The sequence below is a fragment of the Micromonospora sp. NPDC048871 genome (assembly GCF_043198155.1).
Classification (GTDB): Bacteria; Actinomycetota; Actinomycetes; order Mycobacteriales; family Micromonosporaceae; genus Micromonospora.
The window spans coordinates 233,360-248,969 of sequence record NZ_JBICUM010000001.1 but is presented as its reverse complement, the minus strand read 5'-3'; the positions used below and the strand labels follow the sequence as shown (position 1 = coordinate 248,969).

Below are 15,610 nucleotides of genomic sequence, written 5' to 3'. Positions count from 1 at the left end.
CGCCGGTCGGGCCCGCCGCACAGGGTGCGTCGGCGTCGGGTCAGGGCAGGGCGGCGACCGCCTCGGCGTATGCGACCCCGGTCCGTACCGCCGCCTCCACCAGCACGGTGACCTGGGCCGGGGCCACCCCGTACGCCAGGTCGGTGGCCACCTCACCGGCCAGCACCAGCTCACCGTCACCGGGATCGTGCACGTACGCCTTGGGCAGCAGCCGGTCGCGGTTCCACCCGTTGCAGAAGGCGTACGCCTCGGCCCGGCGGTCCGCCGGCAGCCGGCGGTCGGCGACCACCCGGGCGTGCAGCACCTCGCCGCGTTCCCCGGCCCGCCGGAACTGGATCACCGCCTCCCCCCAGCGCCCCCGCACCGTGCCGGCGCTGTCCAGGGCGTACCGGTCGCCCCGCCGGTCCAGCGCGGCCGTGATCATCCCCACGGAGAGGGCGGCCAACTCCTCCTCGCCCGCCGGGTCGGGTGCCCCGGAGAAGAACCCCTCGTCGGCCTCGTCCGGCTCCTCGGCGGGCAGCGGCACCGGCGCGGCCAACGGTCGTTCGGCCAGCCAGGCGGCCATCCGACCGGACTGGTGGCCGGTGCCGTTGCGGGCGTCGAAGCTGCCGGCCAGCTCGGTGGCGACCGCGAGCAGGTCGGCGCCGAGGGCCGCCACCGGGACGGTCCCGGCGGGCCGCCCCTGATAGGCCGGTCGGGGTACGGTCCGATCGCCGCCCTCCTCGGCGGCCAGGGTGCAGACCAGGGCCCCGGCCGCGGCGAACTCCATCACGGCCAGATCCTCGTGCGGCTGGTCGAGCCGGGGCAACTGCTCGACCAGGATCGCCAGCCCTCGGTCCAGGTGCCCGCCCAGGGCGCAGTAACGCAGGTGGGTGGCGAGGTGGTCGAACCCCTCCGGCGCCACCCGGTGCCGCCGGTAGGCCCGTACGTGCGCCTGCGCCGCCTGCTGCGCCGCCCCCGCCCGCAACCAGGGCAGCAGGGCCCCCGTCAGGGCGGCCTCGGGTTGGGCGGTGCACCCCAGCGGACCGTCCAGCAGGGGTGCCACCAGGGCGATCGCCTCAGCCCAGTCGCCCCAACCGGCGAGCAGTTCGGCCTGGCGGACCGGCAGGCAGTCGGGACATCCGGCGGCCGGGTCCGGATCGGCGGCCTGCCAACGCCGCAGCCAGTGCCGGGCGGTGGGCTCGTCACCGACATGATCGGCGATGCGGCAGCGTAGCTGGGCGACCAGAGCCGACCCGGTGTCGGCCGGGTCGTCCAAATCGGCCAGCACGGACCGGGCCTGGTCGATGCCGACCCGGGGGGTGCCGAGCAGGGCCTCCACGGCGTACCGCTGGTAGCGGCGCAGGGTCTCGGCGTCCGGCCGCGCAAGGGGTGTGCCGTCCTCGGGGCGGTGCGGCCGGCGAGCCGCCTCCAGACAGCGCCGGACGGGTTCGAAGAGCCGCCACCGTTGGCCGCCGCGCACCTGGGCCTCGACCAGTTCGGACCAGGCGGCCAGCGCCGTGCCGGGATCGCCGGTGGCCTCCGCTAGGGCGGCCACCCGTTCCAGTTCGGCCGTACGCGCCTCACCGTCCGGCATGTCCCGCGCCTCGGCCAGCAGCTCGGCCGGTCGGCGCTCGGCCGGTGCCGACATCCGGGGCCGGTGGCGGCGACCGGCGGCCCACCCGCTCACCGGTGGGCCGTCCCGAACAGCCGGCCCACCTCGGCGGCCAACCGGCAACCGGTGCCGATGCCCCGGTCCAGCAGCCGGTCCAGTTGGTGGGGGGTGACCCCCCGTTCCAGGTCGGTGATGACCTCGCCGCAGACCCGGGCCTGCCCGGCGTCGTCGACATGGACGAACGCCTTGGGCCAGAACCGGTCCCGGTTCCACCCGTTGCAGAAGTCGTGCAGCCGGGGCACGGCCTGCGTCGGGAAAGGGTGAATGGCGACCGTGCGGACCTGGAGCAGCTCTCCGGCGTCACCGGCGCGCAGGAACCAGATGTGCGCCTGCGCCCATCGTCCTACCAGGTCACCCCCGGATTCGGTGGTGACCGGGTGGCCCCGGTGGGCGAGCACCGTGGCGATCAGGTCGTGGGTCAGGGGCCGCAGGGTGCCCGGATGCCCGGCCAGCGGGTCGTCCAGACCGTCGTCGTACTCCGGCGACGCCATAGACATCCCTTCGCAGGCGAATATCACGACAGGTGGCGGGGACCGCGTTGCGACACGCGGAGCCGACTGGAAGACCGGCGTATCGCGGGACCCGCCGTTACGGTGATGCTATGGCGGGCCGTACCTCTCAGGCGAGCCGGCGACGCGGCGCGTCGCCGCGTGCTGGCGCGAACAGTCGTGCCCGTCAACCGGCGAAGAAGGCCGCACCGGCCCGCCGCCGTACCGCCTCGCGGGGTCCCGGCCCGGCCGCCTACATCGGTCGGGCGGTCCGTGCGGTGTGGATGGGGCTGGCCCACGGCGTCGGCTGGGCGGTACGCGCCGCCTCGGGCCGTGACCTGGAGCCGGAGCACCGCCGCGACGGCGCCGGGCTGCTGATGATCGGCCTGGCCCTGCTCAGCGCGGCAGCCCTCTGGTTCTCCGCCGCCGGGCCGGTCGGCGCCCGCCTGGCCGACACCGTCCGGCTGTTCCTCGGCGCCATCTCCGTGGTGGTGCCGGTGCTGCTGGGCATCGGGGCCTGGCGGCTGATGCGTCAGCCCGGCGACCCCGAGCACCGGGGCCGGGGCTGGGTCGGCTGGGGTTCCATGCTGATCGCCACGGCCGCGATGCTGCACATCGGGCAGCAGCCGGGCGACCCGGGGGAGCGGGACTTCGCCGGGGGCCTGATCGGCGCGGGGGTGGGCAGCCTGCTGGAACGGGCCGTCACCGCCTGGGTCGCGGTGCCCCTGCTGATCCTGCTGCTGGTCTTCGGCCTGCTGGTGGTCACGGCGACCCCGATCAACAAGATCCCCGAACGGCTCGGTCTGCTGGCCGGCAGCATGGTCGGCCAGACCGGGCAGGAGACGGAGGAGGCCCCGGCCCCGCCGGCCCGGCGTCGCCCCGCCAAACGCACCCCGCCGCCGGTCGACCCGGAGGACTTCGACGACCTGGACGATGTGGATCTCCAGGAGACCATCGTCCTGCCCCGCAAGGCGCCCTCCCGGGTGCCGGCCAGCCGCAAGCCGGCCGAGCCGCCGGAGCACTCCCCGGCACCCACCCGCGCCGAGCAGTTGGCGCTGACCGGGCTGGCCGGTGACTACACCCTGCCGCCGGCGAACATGCTCGGCAGCGGGGCTGCGCCGAAGACCCGCAGTAAGGCCAACGACGAGGTGATCGCCGCCCTGACCGGGGTCTTCGAACAGTTCGACGTGGACGCCGCGGTGACCGGCTTCACCCGGGGGCCGACGGTCACCCGCTACGAGGTCGAGCTGGGCCACGGGGTCAAGGTCGAGCGGATCACCCAGCTGTCCCGCAACATCGCCTACGCGGTCAAGTCCCCGGACGTACGCATCCTCAGCCCGATCCCGGGCAAGAGCGCCGTCGGGGTGGAGATCCCGAACACCGACCCGGAGAACGTGGCCCTCGGTGACGTGCTGCGCTCCCGCGCCGCCACCAGCGACCACCACCCGATGGTGGTCGCCCTGGGTAAGGACATCGAGGGTGGCTATGTGGTGGCCAACCTGGCGAAGATGCCGCACATCCTGATCGCGGGAGCCACCGGCGCCGGGAAGTCCAGCTGCCTCAACTCCCTGCTCATGTCCGTCCTGACCCGGGCCACCCCGGACGAGGTGCGGCTGCTGCTGATCGACCCCAAGCGGGTCGAGATGACCGGCTACGAGGGCATCCCGCACCTGGTCACCCCGATCGTGACCAACGCGAAGAAGGCCGCCGACTCGTTGGAGTGGGTGGTCCGCGAGATGGACATGCGCTACGACGACCTGGCGGCCAACGGGGTCCGGCACATCGACGACTTCAACCGCAAGGTCCGCAACGGCGAGATCAAGGCGCCCCCGGGCAGTGAGCGGGAGATCCGGCCGTACCCGTACCTCCTGGTGATCGTGGACGAGCTGGCCGACCTGATGATGGTCGCCCCCCGCGACGTGGAGGACTCCATCGTCCGGATCACCCAGCTGGCCCGGGCCGCCGGCATCCACCTGGTGCTGGCCACCCAGCGGCCGAGTGTGGACGTGGTGACCGGTCTGATCAAGGCCAATGTGCCCTCCCGGCTGGCCTTCGCCACCTCCTCGCTGGCCGACTCGCGGGTCATCCTCGACCAGCCGGGTGCGGAGAAGCTGCTGGGTCGGGGCGACGGGCTGTTCCTGCCGATGGGCGCCTCCAAGCCGATCCGCATCCAGGGCGCCTGGGTAACCGAGCGTGAGATCAACGACGTGGTGAAGTTCTGCAAGGACCAGCGCGAGCCGGAGTTCCGTCCGGACGTGCTGGCCCCCGCGCAGGACAGCAAGAAGAAGATCGACGAGGACATCGGCGACGACCTGGACCTGCTGGTGCAGGCGGTCGAGTTGGTGGTCACCTCGCAGTTCGGGTCGACCTCGATGCTCCAGCGCAAGCTGCGGGTCGGCTTCGCCAAGGCCGGCCGCCTGATGGACCTGATGGAGACCCGGGGGGTGGTCGGCCCCTCGGAGGGCTCCAAGGCCCGCGAGGTGCTGGTCAAACCGGACGAGCTGGAAGAGGTCCTGGCGGGCCTGCGCGGCGACGAGGACTGACCGCCGCCGAAAGCACCGATGGGCATACGTCACGGGCCCGCCGCGTGTCGCGGCGGGCCCGTGGCGGGTCGGTGGCTCAGAGGGCGCCGAGGATCAACATGCTGAGCAGCATGGCGACCACGTTGGCGCCGGCGGCGTACCAGCCCAGTGGCTTGTCGCCGAGCACCGCGCCGACGATGCCGAGGACCAGACCGATGACTCCGAAGAGAATCGGATTGAGCAGCAACGCGAGAACCGCGCACACGAAGCCCACGATGGTGCAGATGCGGGCGGCGCTGGTCGAACGAACGGTGCTGGTGGCCATGTCTGCCTCCGGATGGTGAGTCTTCCTCTGCCGTCCGGTCTCTACCCACTGGTGCGGGCCGTCACGCCCACCCCCTGGGATGAAGGTCAGTGGAAGACCTTCAGGCCGACCACCCCGGCCACCACCAGCAGCAGACACAGGATCCGGGGCAGGCTGGTCGACTCACCGAGGGCGAACATCCCCACCAGGGCGGTGCCGGTCGCCCCGATGCCCACCCAGACGGCGTACCCGGTGCCGACCGGGATCTCCCGCAGCGCGTACGCCAGGCCACCCATGCTCAGCACCAGGGTGACCGCGAAGATCGCGGAGGGGAGGGGCCGGGTGAAGCCGGCGCTGCGGTCCAGGGCGATCGCCCACGCTGTTTCCAGCAGTCCGGAGAGCACCAGCACGATCCAGGCCATCGGGTCACCTCTTCACGGTCGCCCGGGCCACCTGGCACGGGACGAGTCGGGTCCAGTTCCGGGGCGTCTTGACCTGACCGGGTACGCCCACGACTCGTCCGGGGGGCCGCAGGGGCCACCGGGATCGACCGTAGCACCGTCCCCGGTCCCCAGGCCCAGGTGAGACCGATCACCTGAGGTGGACCTCAACCTCGCTTGACGTTGCACGATGGAAGGCATGACCCTCCTCATCTCCGATCCGGAGGTCGCCGCCGCCCTGGACGCTCCGACCACCGTGGAGGCGATGCGCCACGCCCTGCTGGCCGCGTACGAGGGGCGGCTGGTGGCGCCGCCCCGGGCCGCCGCGCCGCTGGGCGCCGGCCGGATGGTGCTCACCGCCGGGCACCTGACCGGGCAGTGGTACGGCTACCGGTCGTACGACACCTTCGGTCATCCGGGAGCCGAGCAGGTGGTGGTGCTGCACGACGGGCGGACCGGCGCGGTGCGGGCGGTGGCGGTGGGGGAGGAGTTGGGGTCCCGGCGTACCGGTGGGCTGGGCGGGGTCGCGGTGGACGCGCTGGCCCGCCCGGACACCACCACCCTGGGGGTGATCGGCTCCGGCGGGCAGGCCTGGACCCAGGTCTGGGCGGCCGCCGCCGTACGCCCGTTGCGGGAGGTGACCGTGTTCAGCCGGTCGGCGGCCCGTCGGAGCGCCTTCGCCGACCGGGTGCGGGCCGAACTGGGTATCCCGGCCCGCGCGGTGGACACCGCCCGCGCCGCGGTGCACGAGCGGGACGTGGTGGTGCTCGCCACCACCAGCCCGACCCCGGTGCTGGACGCCGCCGACCTGACCCCGGGCACCCATGTCAACGCGGTCGGCTTCAAACAGCGGGACCGTACGGAGTTCGGCCCGGATCTTCTCGACGCCGCCGCTGTGCTGGTCACCGACTCCCCGGCGCAGGCCGGGGCGTACGTGCCGCCGATGCTGGCCGCCGAAGCGCCGTACGCCTCGCGGTTGCGTGACCTGGGCGCGGTGCTGGCCGGGGCGGCACCGGGTCGCGCCACCGCGGACCAGATCTCGGTCTTCTGCTCGGTCGGCCTGGCCGGCACGGAGGTGTTCCTGCTCGACCAGTTGGTCCGGACCCTCGCCCCGGTCGTCCCGAGCTGATCCGCCCGACCCGTTGGACACCGCGCCCGCCCCGCCGGGGAAGGCGCGGCGGCCCGGTACCCTCGGATGGTGTCTGCCACCTCTTCTGACGGTCGTCGTGTAGCCCTGCTGACCCTGGGCTGTGCCCGTAACGAGGTCGACTCGGAGGAGTTGGCCGCCCGACTGCACGCCGACGGCTGGCAGGTGACCACGGACGGCGAGGGCGCCGACGTGGTGGTGGTCAACACCTGCGGTTTCGTGGAGAAGGCCAAGCAGGACTCGATCCAGACCCTGCTGGCCGCCGCCGACACCGGCGCCAAGGTGGTGGCCGCGGGCTGCATGGCCGAGCGGTACGGCCGGGAGTTGGCCGACAGCCTGCCCGAGGCCCAGGCGGTGCTCAGCTTCGACGACTACCCGCAGATCGCCGCCCGGCTGGACGCGGTGGTCGAGGGCCGCGAGTTCACCGCCCACACCCCCCGCGACCGGCGGGAACTGCTGCCGCTGACCCCGGTGGCCCGGCGGGACAGCGCGGTGTCGCTGCCCGGGCACGGTCGGGGCGCGGACGTCGACGAGCACACCCCGGCGCATCTGCGTCCGGTGCTGCGGCGTCGGCTCGACAGCGGGCCGGTGGCCTCCCTCAAGCTGGCCAGCGGCTGCGACCGCCGGTGCGCCTTCTGCGCCATCCCGGCCTTCCGGGGCGCCTTCGTCTCCCGTACCCCGGACGAGTTGCTGGCCGAGGCCGAGTGGCTGGCCAAGAGCGGTGTCCGCGAGCTGGTCCTGGTCAGCGAGAACTCCACCTCCTACGGCAAGGACCTGGGCGACCCCCGCGCCCTGGAGAAGCTGCTGCCGCAACTGGCCGCGATCGAGGGCATCGTCCGGGTCCGGGCCAGCTACCTCCAGCCGGCCGAGACCCGACCCGGCCTGATCGAGGCGATCGCCACCACCCCGGGGGTAGCGCCCTACTTCGACCTGTCGTTCCAGCACTCCAGCGAGCCCGTGCTGCGCCGGATGCGACGTTTCGGCTCCACCGACCGATTCCTGGAGCTGCTGGCCTCGGCGCGGGAGTTGGCCCCCCAGGCCGGGGCCCGGAGCAACTTCATCGTCGGGTTCCCGGGCGAGACCCGGGCCGACGTCGATGAACTGGTCCGATTCCTGACCGAGGCCCGGCTGGACGCGATCGGCATGTTCGACTACAGCGACGAGGACGGCACCGAGGCCGCCGGGTTGCCCGGCAAGGTCTCCGCCGCCACCATCAAGCGCCGGTACGACAAGCTCAGCGCGTTGGCCGACGAACTGTGCTCGCAGCGCGCCGAGGACCGGCTCGGTACGACCGTCGAGGTGCTGGTCGACTCGATCGACGGGGATCTCGTCGAGGGACGGGCCGCCCACCAGGCGCCGGAGGTGGACGGTTCGACCACCCTCGTCGCCCCGGACGGCGGTGGGGTCGACCTGGCCGCACTCCGCCCGGGTGACCTGGTCCGGGCCACGGTGACCGGCACGGAGGGAGTGGACCTGCTGGCGGTGCCGGATGAGATGATCTCGGCGGCGCCCGGCGCGACACGGTGACGGCGGGGCGAGACGAGAGGGAACGACAGCATGGGGTGCCCGAGCGTGGGCCGATGACCGGCGCTACCGAGTCGACACCGGCTCCGGTGGCGGCCGGGGTGCCGGTGGTGAACGCCGCCAACGCGCTGACCGCCCTGCGGCTGCTGCTCGTACCGGTCTTCGCGGTCTCCGTGGTCTTCGCCGGCATGACCCACCCCGGTTGGCAGATCACCGCCTGCCTGATCTTCGCGGTCGCCTCGGCCACGGATCTGGTCGACGGCTGGATCGCCCGCCGGTTCGGGTTGATCACCGCGGTCGGCAAGGTGGCCGACCCGATCGCCGACAAGGCCCTCACCGGCGCCGCCCTGCTGCTGCTGTCCTTCTACGACCGGCTGCCCTGGTGGGTGACCGGGCTCATCCTCGCCCGCGAACTCGGCATCACCGCCCTGCGGTTCTGGGTGATCCGGCGCGGGGTGATCGCGGCCAGCCGCGGCGGCAAGGTCAAGACCGCCCTGCAGATCCTGGCCATCGTCTGGTACCTGTGGCCGATGCCGGCCGGGCTGGCCGGTGTGGGTCCCTGGATCATGGGGGCGGCGGTGGTGGTGACCGTCGTCACCGGCTTCGACTACATCGCCCAGGCCCTGCGCCTTCGCCGCTCCCGTAGCTGACCCGTCCCGCTCCCGCTGGGCGGCCGAACCGCGCGGCGGCGAGTAGAACCCCGGCTGGTCGGGAAGGATGTCAGGCGTGGGTGTCAGAGAAGCCGAAGGATCGATGGGTCGCGCGGCGGCCGCCGTGGTGCACCGTCTCACCGAGCGACGGGAGACCCTGGCCACGGTCGAGTCGCTGACCGGAGGGCTGCTGGCCGCCACGATCGTGGAGATCGCCGGGGCCAGTGTCGTCTACCGGGGCGGCCTGGTGGTGTACGCGACCGAGCTGAAGGAATGGCTGGCCGGGGTGCCGGGACAGCTGTTGGCCGAGCGCGGCCCGGTCGACGCCGAGGTGGCGGTGGCGCTGGCCGAGGGGGGACGCCGCCGCTGCGGGGCCGACTGGGGGTTGGCCACCACCGGAGTGGCTGGCCCGGAGCCGCAGGACGGCAAGCCGGTCGGGCTGGTCTTCGTCGCGGTCGCCGGCCCGGACGGTACCCAGGTGCGTGAGCTTGACCTCGACGGCGGACGCGACCAGATCCGGGGTGCCACCGTGACCGAGGCGTTGCGGCTGCTCACCGAGCACGCCCAGCTCGCCGAAGGCGCGGAAGTGGCCGTCGGGAGCAGATTTCAGAATGGCCACGCGGCTCGTTAGCCGGGCGGGGAGGGATGTCGCAGCGGCCTACAGCGGGTACGGTTGCGGGAAGGCTCCGTCGATCGGAGCCGGTGCCGCCGCCGGGCCGCACGGTCAGGCGTACTCTGTCCCCCAGGGGAGGTGCGATGGTCCTGCTACGCCGGGTGATCGGTGACGCACTACGGGCGCGCCGGCAGGGGCAGCACCGCACGCTGCGCGAGGTCTCGTCCGCCGCCAATGTCAGCCTGGGCTACCTGTCCGAGATCGAACGCGGCCAGAAGGAGCCCTCCAGCGAGCTGCTGGCCGCGATCTGCCACGCCCTGGGCGCCCGCCTCTCCGAGTTGCTGCGTGAGGTCAGTGACACGGTAGCGCTGGCCGAGCAGTTGCCGGAGGTGCTCGTGCCCGTCTCGAACGAGACGGTCGAGTCGACCCCGGTGGGTGCGGCATCGAGCCGCGCCGTACGCCAGGTCAGCGCGGACGGGGTGGCCGTCTCGGTGCACCAGGAGTCCCCACTCAAGGCGACCCTGCGCAGCACCCGGGTCCGGGCCGCCGACCGCACCGACCGGGACGTGGTCTGCGCCGCCTGAGCCCCGGGTGGCTCGTCGGCGGATGGTCCCGGTGGCAACCGCCGCGTAGGGTTGATCGCGTACGTTCCCTCGTCGCCGGTACGGATGTCTTGCTGGCGCTCGACTGGGACGATGGACCCACCATCGCCGGTGGCCGCGCCGGGCCATCCGAGGTGGGGCTGGCGCAGCAACGCTACTGAGGGGATACCGCGGAGATGGCGAACCCGTTCGTCAAGGGTTGGAAGTACCTGATGGCGCTCTTCGGCGCCCGCATCGACGAGCACGCCGATCCCAAGGTGCAGCTCCAGCAGGCCATCGATGAGGCGCACCGGCAGCACCAGGCCCTGGTCCAGCAGGCCGCCGCGGTGATCGGCAACCAGCGTCAGCTGGAGATGAAGCTGTCCCGGCAGATGTCCGACGTCGAGCGGTTGCAGTCCAACGCCCGTCAGGCCCTGGTCCTGGCCGACCAGGCCCGGGCCAAGGGGGACGAGGCCGAGGCCGGGCGCTACGAGCAGTCCGCGCAGACCCTGGCCACCCAGCTGGTCTCCGCCGAGCAGGCCGCCGAGGACCTGAAGACCCTGCACGACCAGGCCCTCGCGGCGGCCGGGCAGGCCCGCCGGGCGGTGGAGAACAATTCCATGATCCTCCAGCAGAAGCTGGCCGAGCGCGCCAAGCTGCTCAGCCAGCTGGAGCAGGCCAAGATGCAGGAGAGCGTGGCCGCCTCGTTGGAGTCGATGTCCGCCCTCACCGCCCCCGGCAGCACCCCCAGCCTCGACGAGGTCCGGGACCGCATCGAGCGGCGCTACGCCAACGCCATGGGCCGCGCCGAACTGGCCAGCAACTCGGCCGAGGGGCGGATGCTGGAGATCCAGAAGGCCACTCTGGATGTCGCCGGCACGGCCCGGCTGGACCAGATCCGGGCCAGCATGGCCGGTGAGCAGCTCGGTGCCGGTGCCGCCCAGGGCGGTGCCGCGCAGCCGGCGACCGCCGACCCGGCCGTGGCCCGGCTGGACGAGATCAGGGCGACCATGAACCGGGACCGGGGCACCGGCGACGCCAGCGCCGCCGGCTGAGCGGGGGATCTAGGAGGCGACGGTGGCAGCAGACGAACGCACCCGCTACTTCCGGCGGCTGGGCAGGCTGCGACGCTCTGCCCGGCGGTGGAGCGTACTGGCGGGTGGGTTCGGGGGTGCGGCCGTCATTCTGACCCCGTACGCCGGGATCGGGCTGGCCGACGCGGCCTGGGCCGCCGCCGCGGGCGCCACCACCGCCCTGGCCGCCTGGCGGTGGGTGGACCTGCGGGCCCTGGCCGCCCAGCCGGCCCCGCCCGCCCTGGACCCGGCCCAGGCCGCCGCCCGCAGCCGGGCCCGCCTGGTCGCCGCGGTGGAACGACTGCCGGTCGGTGCCGGGGTGGTGGCCGAGGTACGCCGGGCCCGGGCCCGCACCGCCCTGCGGGGCACCAGCGCCGCCGGGCCCTGGGAACGGCTGGACCGGGCCGCCGCGACCATGGCCGGGATGACCGGTCGGCTGACCGGCCTGGCCGAGCCGGCCGTCGCCGAGGCCAGCGCCGCCGAGCAGTCCCTGCGGGAGTTGGCCAACCGGGTGGCCAGTGTGGAGCGGGCCGCCCGCCTGGCCCCCGCCGAGGCCCGGGCACCCCTGGCGGAGGCGCACCAGGCGCTCACCGGCCAACTGGAGGCCGGGGTGGCGGCGTACGAGCGGCTGGTGGTGGCCGCCGCCGGCTACCTGGCCGAGGAGTACCGTCCCCAACTCGAACACCCGGCCGCCGCCCGCCTGACCGAGGCCACAGACCTGCTGCACGGCTTCGCCTCGGCCCTGTCCGAGCTGCGCCCCCACCCCACCCCCGACCTGCCCCGTTGATCAAGAGGTTCTGGTCGTCGGGGCGACGGATCCAGACCGAAACTTCTTGATCAACACCGCAGGGGTCAGTCCGGGGTGGTGATGGGGATGGGGGCGGTGAAGGGGGAGGCGCCGACCACGTTGAAGGAGCGGATCCGGTAGTGGTAGGTGACGCCCCGGGCCAGGCCGGTGTTGGTGAAGCCCCGGCCGGTGACGGTGAAGGTGGACAGTTCGCGGGTGAAGGCCACATCCAGGGCCCGCTGCACGGTGAAACCGGCCCCCTGGCCGGCGGGAGTGCTGGCCGCCCAGCTCAACACCACCACGGCGGTGTCCGGGCCGGGTGAGCTGGTGGCCACGCTCACCGAGGTGGGCACCCCCGGCGCCGGCGGACTGGTCACCGTGACCACGGTCGACCAGGGCGAGGCGGCACCCAGGTAGGTGGTGCGTACCCGGTAGTAGTAGGTGGTGTCCGGGGCGACCGCGGGATCCAGGTGGTGGTCGCCGACCCCGATGGCAGTGGTGCCCGGCCCGCTGGTGAAGGTCGGGTTGGTGGCCCGCTGGACGTCCACACCGGTCGCGAAGGACCGGTTGATCCAGCGCAGCGCCACCCGCAGCGGCGCGGCCGGTGGTATCGCCGCGGTCAGCTTCGTCGGCGCCGCCAACTGCACCGAGGCCGGGACGCTGTTCGACCAGGCGGAGCAGCCCACGGTGTTCTCCGCCCGGATGCGGTAGTGGTAGGTGACCCCGGGGGTGACGGTGGCGTCGGTGTACCGGGTGGCGGTGGCCGCCACGGTCAACTCGGTCAACCCGTCGGTGAAGGTCGGGTCGGTGGCGCGTTGCAGCAGGTGACTGGTGGCCGGTGGGCGGCTGCCGTTACCGGTCCAGGTCAGGTTGATCGCCGGTAGGGCGGTGGCCGAACCGGGCGCGGCGGTGGCGGTCAGCCCGCTGGGTGCCCGGGGCGACACCCGCACCACCAGGGGGCGGCTCATGCCCTGGTCGCGGTGCCCGCCCGCACCGCTGCACCAGCGGTACTCCCAGCCCAGGTTGACCAGCTGGTTGACCACCGAGGCCGGGCGCCCGTCCAGCGGACTGACCGGGGTGGACCCGACCGGTACGCCGACCGGCCGGGTCGGGTCGAGCAGCCGTACGCTGTCGCCGATCTTGAACGGCAGTGCCGGCGGCTCCGGGCGCAGCGCCAGGATCACGTCCTCGCCGGGGTCCACCCGGACGATCTGTTTCCAGCCCAGTTCCCCCGGATCCGGTGGGCGGATCGTGCCGTCGCGGCCTACCCGGCCGACCACCTGCACGTCCAGCCCGTCGAAGCGCACCGGATGGCTCTGCCGGCCGGTGCCGCACACCCGCCACAGCTGGGTGCCGTCGCCGGGCGCCCCGACCGGCACCGCCGGGTCGCTGACGTGCAGCAACTCGGTGGCCGGGTCGGTCGGCCCCAGCGGCAGGAGGGTCTCGGCGCGGGGCCCGGCGTGCGGATGCGCCACCCCCAGTCGCCCGGTGAGTCGGCCGTGTTCGGCCTCGAAGACCTGCCGCACCGCCTTGACGGTCAGCGGCAGGGTGACCGGGCCGGGGGCACCGGTGGGGACGAACTCGACCCCGGTGGCGTGCACCGGGATCCGGGTCGTCCCGGCGGTGACCGTGCCGAAGCAGGGGTCGTACGCCGGGTCCGGCACGATCGGGGGGCGTTGGCTGGCCGCGTACGCCGTCGGTAGTCGCTCGCGCAGCCGGTCCAGGTCGTACGGCTGCGCGGGGGTGCCGGTGACCCGGATCTGCACCAGGGTCCGGGTGTTCGGACCGTAACCGGGCAGGGTGGGTGGCGGGCCCCCCTCGGCGGTCCGGTCGGCCGCACCGGTGTGCTGGTCGTAGCGGGGGTCGAAGGCGGGAAACGGGGCGGGACAGTCGTTGTAGAGGATCAGGGTGCTGCCCGGGGTCACCGTGGCGAAGTCCACCAGCACGTCGGCCCGCTCGCCGGGGGCCAGCAGCAGGGCGTGCCCGTCGACATTGAGCACCCCCGGATCGCGCCGGTCGTAGCGGAACCCCACCGGCCGGTTGGGGATCACCACGGGGGCCGGCAGCAGCCCGCACTCGTTGCCGATCCGGATCAGTGGTGGGCCGCTGGCCCCCGGGTCGGGGACACCGCCGGGACGACCGTCCGTGGGCCAGCCCGCCGGCCGCCCCGGTGCCCGTACCGCCTCGACCATCGGCACCTCACCGGCCTGGGCGTCGGCCAGCCGGTCGTCCGGGTGCCACATCGGCTCGTCCGAGCCGGCCCGGTAGAGCTGGAGGTTCAGCCAGCGGTCGGTGCAGGCGTTGAGGATGCGCCACCGGTACACCCGGGGTTCGACCTCCAGGTAGGGGTAGGCGGCGCCGTTGACCAGCACGGTGTCGCCGTAGACGGCCGGTACCGCGCTGGGGTGGGGGACCCCGGGCACCTCCGGGGGCTCCGCCGGATCGCCGTCCGGGTCGTGGCGCGGGTTCGGCACCGGCCCGGCCTGCGGTCCGGCCGCCGGCACGGTACGAGACCAGGGGCCGTAGTCCCATCGGCCGGTGGGGTTGCCCCCGTCGGGTTGGTACGGGTTCTGCCGGGGCTGGTAGACGTGCGGGTGCCACAGGTTGCCCCGGGCTCCCCAGCGGTGCCGGTCCCAGGTCGGATCCTGCTCGGCGAGCTGGGCGTCGTCCGGTACGAAGGTCTTGTCCTCGAAGACCAGGGGCAGTTGATCGTCGGGCAGTACCCCCTCGGCCACCAGCCGGTCCTGCGCCTCGTCGGCTAGCAGACAGAGCGCGGACTGTCCGGAGTAGACAGTCAGCCGGGACATTCCGATGGTGTTGTCGTGGAACCAGAGCAGCCGTCCGCTCTGCTCGTTCGGGAAGTACAGGGTCGTGGCCCCCGGCCCGGGAGGCGGCATGTCCGGTACGTGGCGCAGGCCCACCCCGGTCGGATAGGGGGTGATCTCACCGGCCGGGGTGATCCACTGGTGGGGGTTGCCGGCGCTGATCCAGCCGGTGTGCGCCCCGGCCAGGTGCAGCACCGCCCGGTTCTGCGGGTAGGGGGCCGGCCCGCCGAGGGGTCCCGGGCCGGTGGCGGGCACTGTCGGATCCACCGGGAGGAAGAGTTCGCCGGCCGGTCCGGTGGGCAGTTGGTTGATGAACTTGATCCGTACCGGTCGGCCCCGGCGGGCCAGGATGACCGGGCCCAGGTACCAGGCCCGGGGCGGCGGGGCGAGGGTGTTGTGTCCGTCGGCGTCGGTGCCCAGGTTCAGTTGCCGGTAGCCGCGCAGCCGGGTCGCCGGCAGGTCCCGGTGCAGCCGCTGGGTGTACTCCGTCAGCCCGATCTCGTAGTAGTCGCAGCCGGGATGGCTGATGGTGTCCGGCAGCGCCACCGGAAGTCCGGCCCCCAGCGGGGTGCGTCCCGCCAGGCCCAGACCGGGCAGGGGGTCCAGGAACTTGCGGATCCCCGTGCCGGCCAGCACCGCCCCGGTGTCGTCTAGCACCGGCAGGGGGCTGTGGGCGTGGTTGGGCACCGGGCCGAAACAACGGGGCGCCGCCGCCGGGTCCAGGCTGGCCGGGGCCGGGCTGCCGGCGGATTCGGGGCCGGCCAGGGCGTCCGGCGCCGAATCGGTACGGGCGGCGGGCAGGGTGGCGGGCGGAGCCGGTTGATCGCTGCGGGTGGTCCGGTCGAGCCAGGTCGACCGGAGTCTACGGAAGACGGCCATGGCTCTCCCGGTGATCGGGGCGCGGCGGTCACCACCCCGACGTGGTCGGCCGCATCACGCTGCATTGACTATCCGTGAGCGCTCAACCGCAGCATGCGACCTGACCGGCCGGCAAGGAAGTAC

General features: G+C 73.4%; 13 protein-coding genes and 1 riboswitch. Of the genes, 8 read left to right on the top strand and 5 right to left on the bottom strand.

Annotated elements, in window-relative coordinates; all coding sequences use genetic code 11:
* Positions 1 to 40: 40 nt before the first annotated feature.
* Both ACGFIK_RS01160 and ACGFIK_RS01155 read right to left on the bottom strand, forming a co-directional pair.
* On the bottom strand, positions 41 to 1,630 hold the full coding sequence (locus ACGFIK_RS01160) for a YbjN domain-containing protein (RefSeq protein ID WP_327027216.1): 1,590 nt from the start codon (positions 1,628 to 1,630) through the stop codon (positions 41 to 43).
* Positions 1,631 to 1,665: 35 nt separating this feature from the next.
* Positions 1,666 to 2,145 (bottom strand): YbjN domain-containing protein, encoded by a 480-nt coding sequence (locus ACGFIK_RS01155; protein WP_327022173.1) that lies wholly within the window; start codon positions 2,143 to 2,145, stop codon positions 1,666 to 1,668.
* A 110-nt stretch (positions 2,146 to 2,255) separates the two neighbouring features.
* Here ACGFIK_RS01155 and ACGFIK_RS01150 point away from each other — a divergent pair, with 110 nt between their 5' ends.
* Positions 2,256 to 4,685, top strand: coding sequence for a DNA translocase FtsK 4TM domain-containing protein (locus ACGFIK_RS01150; RefSeq protein ID WP_327022172.1), 2,430 nt, complete (start codon positions 2,256 to 2,258; stop codon positions 4,683 to 4,685).
* A gap of 76 nt (positions 4,686 to 4,761) precedes the next feature.
* On the opposite strand, the gene ACGFIK_RS01145 is transcribed toward ACGFIK_RS01150, so the two are convergent.
* Entirely contained in the window at positions 4,762 to 4,989 is a 228-nt protein-coding gene (locus ACGFIK_RS01145) for a hypothetical protein (RefSeq protein WP_327022171.1), read from the bottom strand.
* An 86-nt stretch (positions 4,990 to 5,075) separates the two neighbouring features.
* Complete coding sequence (locus tag ACGFIK_RS01140) at positions 5,076 to 5,390, bottom strand: SMR family transporter (protein WP_327022170.1); 315 nt, start codon at positions 5,388 to 5,390, stop codon at positions 5,076 to 5,078.
* Between the two features lie 57 nt (positions 5,391 to 5,447).
* Positions 5,448 to 5,512, bottom strand: a riboswitch (guanidine-III (ykkC-III) riboswitch).
* A gap of 95 nt (positions 5,513 to 5,607) precedes the next feature.
* Here ACGFIK_RS01140 and ACGFIK_RS01135 point away from each other — a divergent pair.
* The 7 genes from ACGFIK_RS01135 (at position 5,608) to ACGFIK_RS01105 (ending at position 11,783) form a co-directional block, all read left to right on the top strand.
* Positions 5,608 to 6,537 (top strand): ornithine cyclodeaminase family protein, encoded by a 930-nt coding sequence (locus ACGFIK_RS01135; protein ID WP_327022169.1) that lies wholly within the window; start codon positions 5,608 to 5,610, stop codon positions 6,535 to 6,537.
* Positions 6,538 to 6,603: 66 nt separating this feature from the next.
* Entirely contained in the window at positions 6,604 to 8,082 is a 1,479-nt protein-coding gene (gene rimO / locus ACGFIK_RS01130; protein ID WP_327022168.1) for a 30S ribosomal protein S12 methylthiotransferase RimO, read from the top strand.
* Positions 8,083 to 8,135: 53 nt separating this feature from the next.
* The gene (pgsA, locus tag ACGFIK_RS01125) at positions 8,136 to 8,729 is read left to right on the top strand and encodes a CDP-diacylglycerol--glycerol-3-phosphate 3-phosphatidyltransferase (RefSeq protein WP_327022167.1); all 594 of its coding nucleotides are present in this window, start codon (positions 8,136 to 8,138) and stop codon (positions 8,727 to 8,729) included.
* A 67-nt stretch (positions 8,730 to 8,796) separates the two neighbouring features.
* Complete coding sequence (locus tag ACGFIK_RS01120) at positions 8,797 to 9,360, top strand: CinA family protein (protein ID WP_393337105.1); 564 nt, start codon at positions 8,797 to 8,799, stop codon at positions 9,358 to 9,360.
* Between the two features lie 125 nt (positions 9,361 to 9,485).
* Positions 9,486 to 9,926, top strand: coding sequence for a helix-turn-helix transcriptional regulator (locus ACGFIK_RS01115; protein WP_327022166.1), 441 nt, complete (start codon positions 9,486 to 9,488; stop codon positions 9,924 to 9,926).
* A 194-nt stretch (positions 9,927 to 10,120) separates the two neighbouring features.
* Positions 10,121 to 10,978 (top strand): PspA/IM30 family protein, encoded by an 858-nt coding sequence (locus tag ACGFIK_RS01110; RefSeq protein WP_327022165.1) that lies wholly within the window; start codon positions 10,121 to 10,123, stop codon positions 10,976 to 10,978.
* 22 nt (positions 10,979 to 11,000) lie between these two features.
* Positions 11,001 to 11,783, top strand: a complete 783-nt coding sequence (locus ACGFIK_RS01105) for a hypothetical protein (protein ID WP_327022164.1) — start codon at positions 11,001 to 11,003, stop codon at positions 11,781 to 11,783.
* 65 nt (positions 11,784 to 11,848) lie between these two features.
* Here the strand turns inward: ACGFIK_RS01105 and ACGFIK_RS01100 are convergent, their stop codons facing one another.
* Positions 11,849 to 15,487: a hypothetical protein gene (locus ACGFIK_RS01100; RefSeq protein ID WP_327022163.1), complete on the bottom strand. Its 3,639-nt coding sequence runs from the start codon at positions 15,485 to 15,487 to the stop codon at positions 11,849 to 11,851.
* Between the last annotated feature and the right edge of the window lie 123 nt (positions 15,488 to 15,610).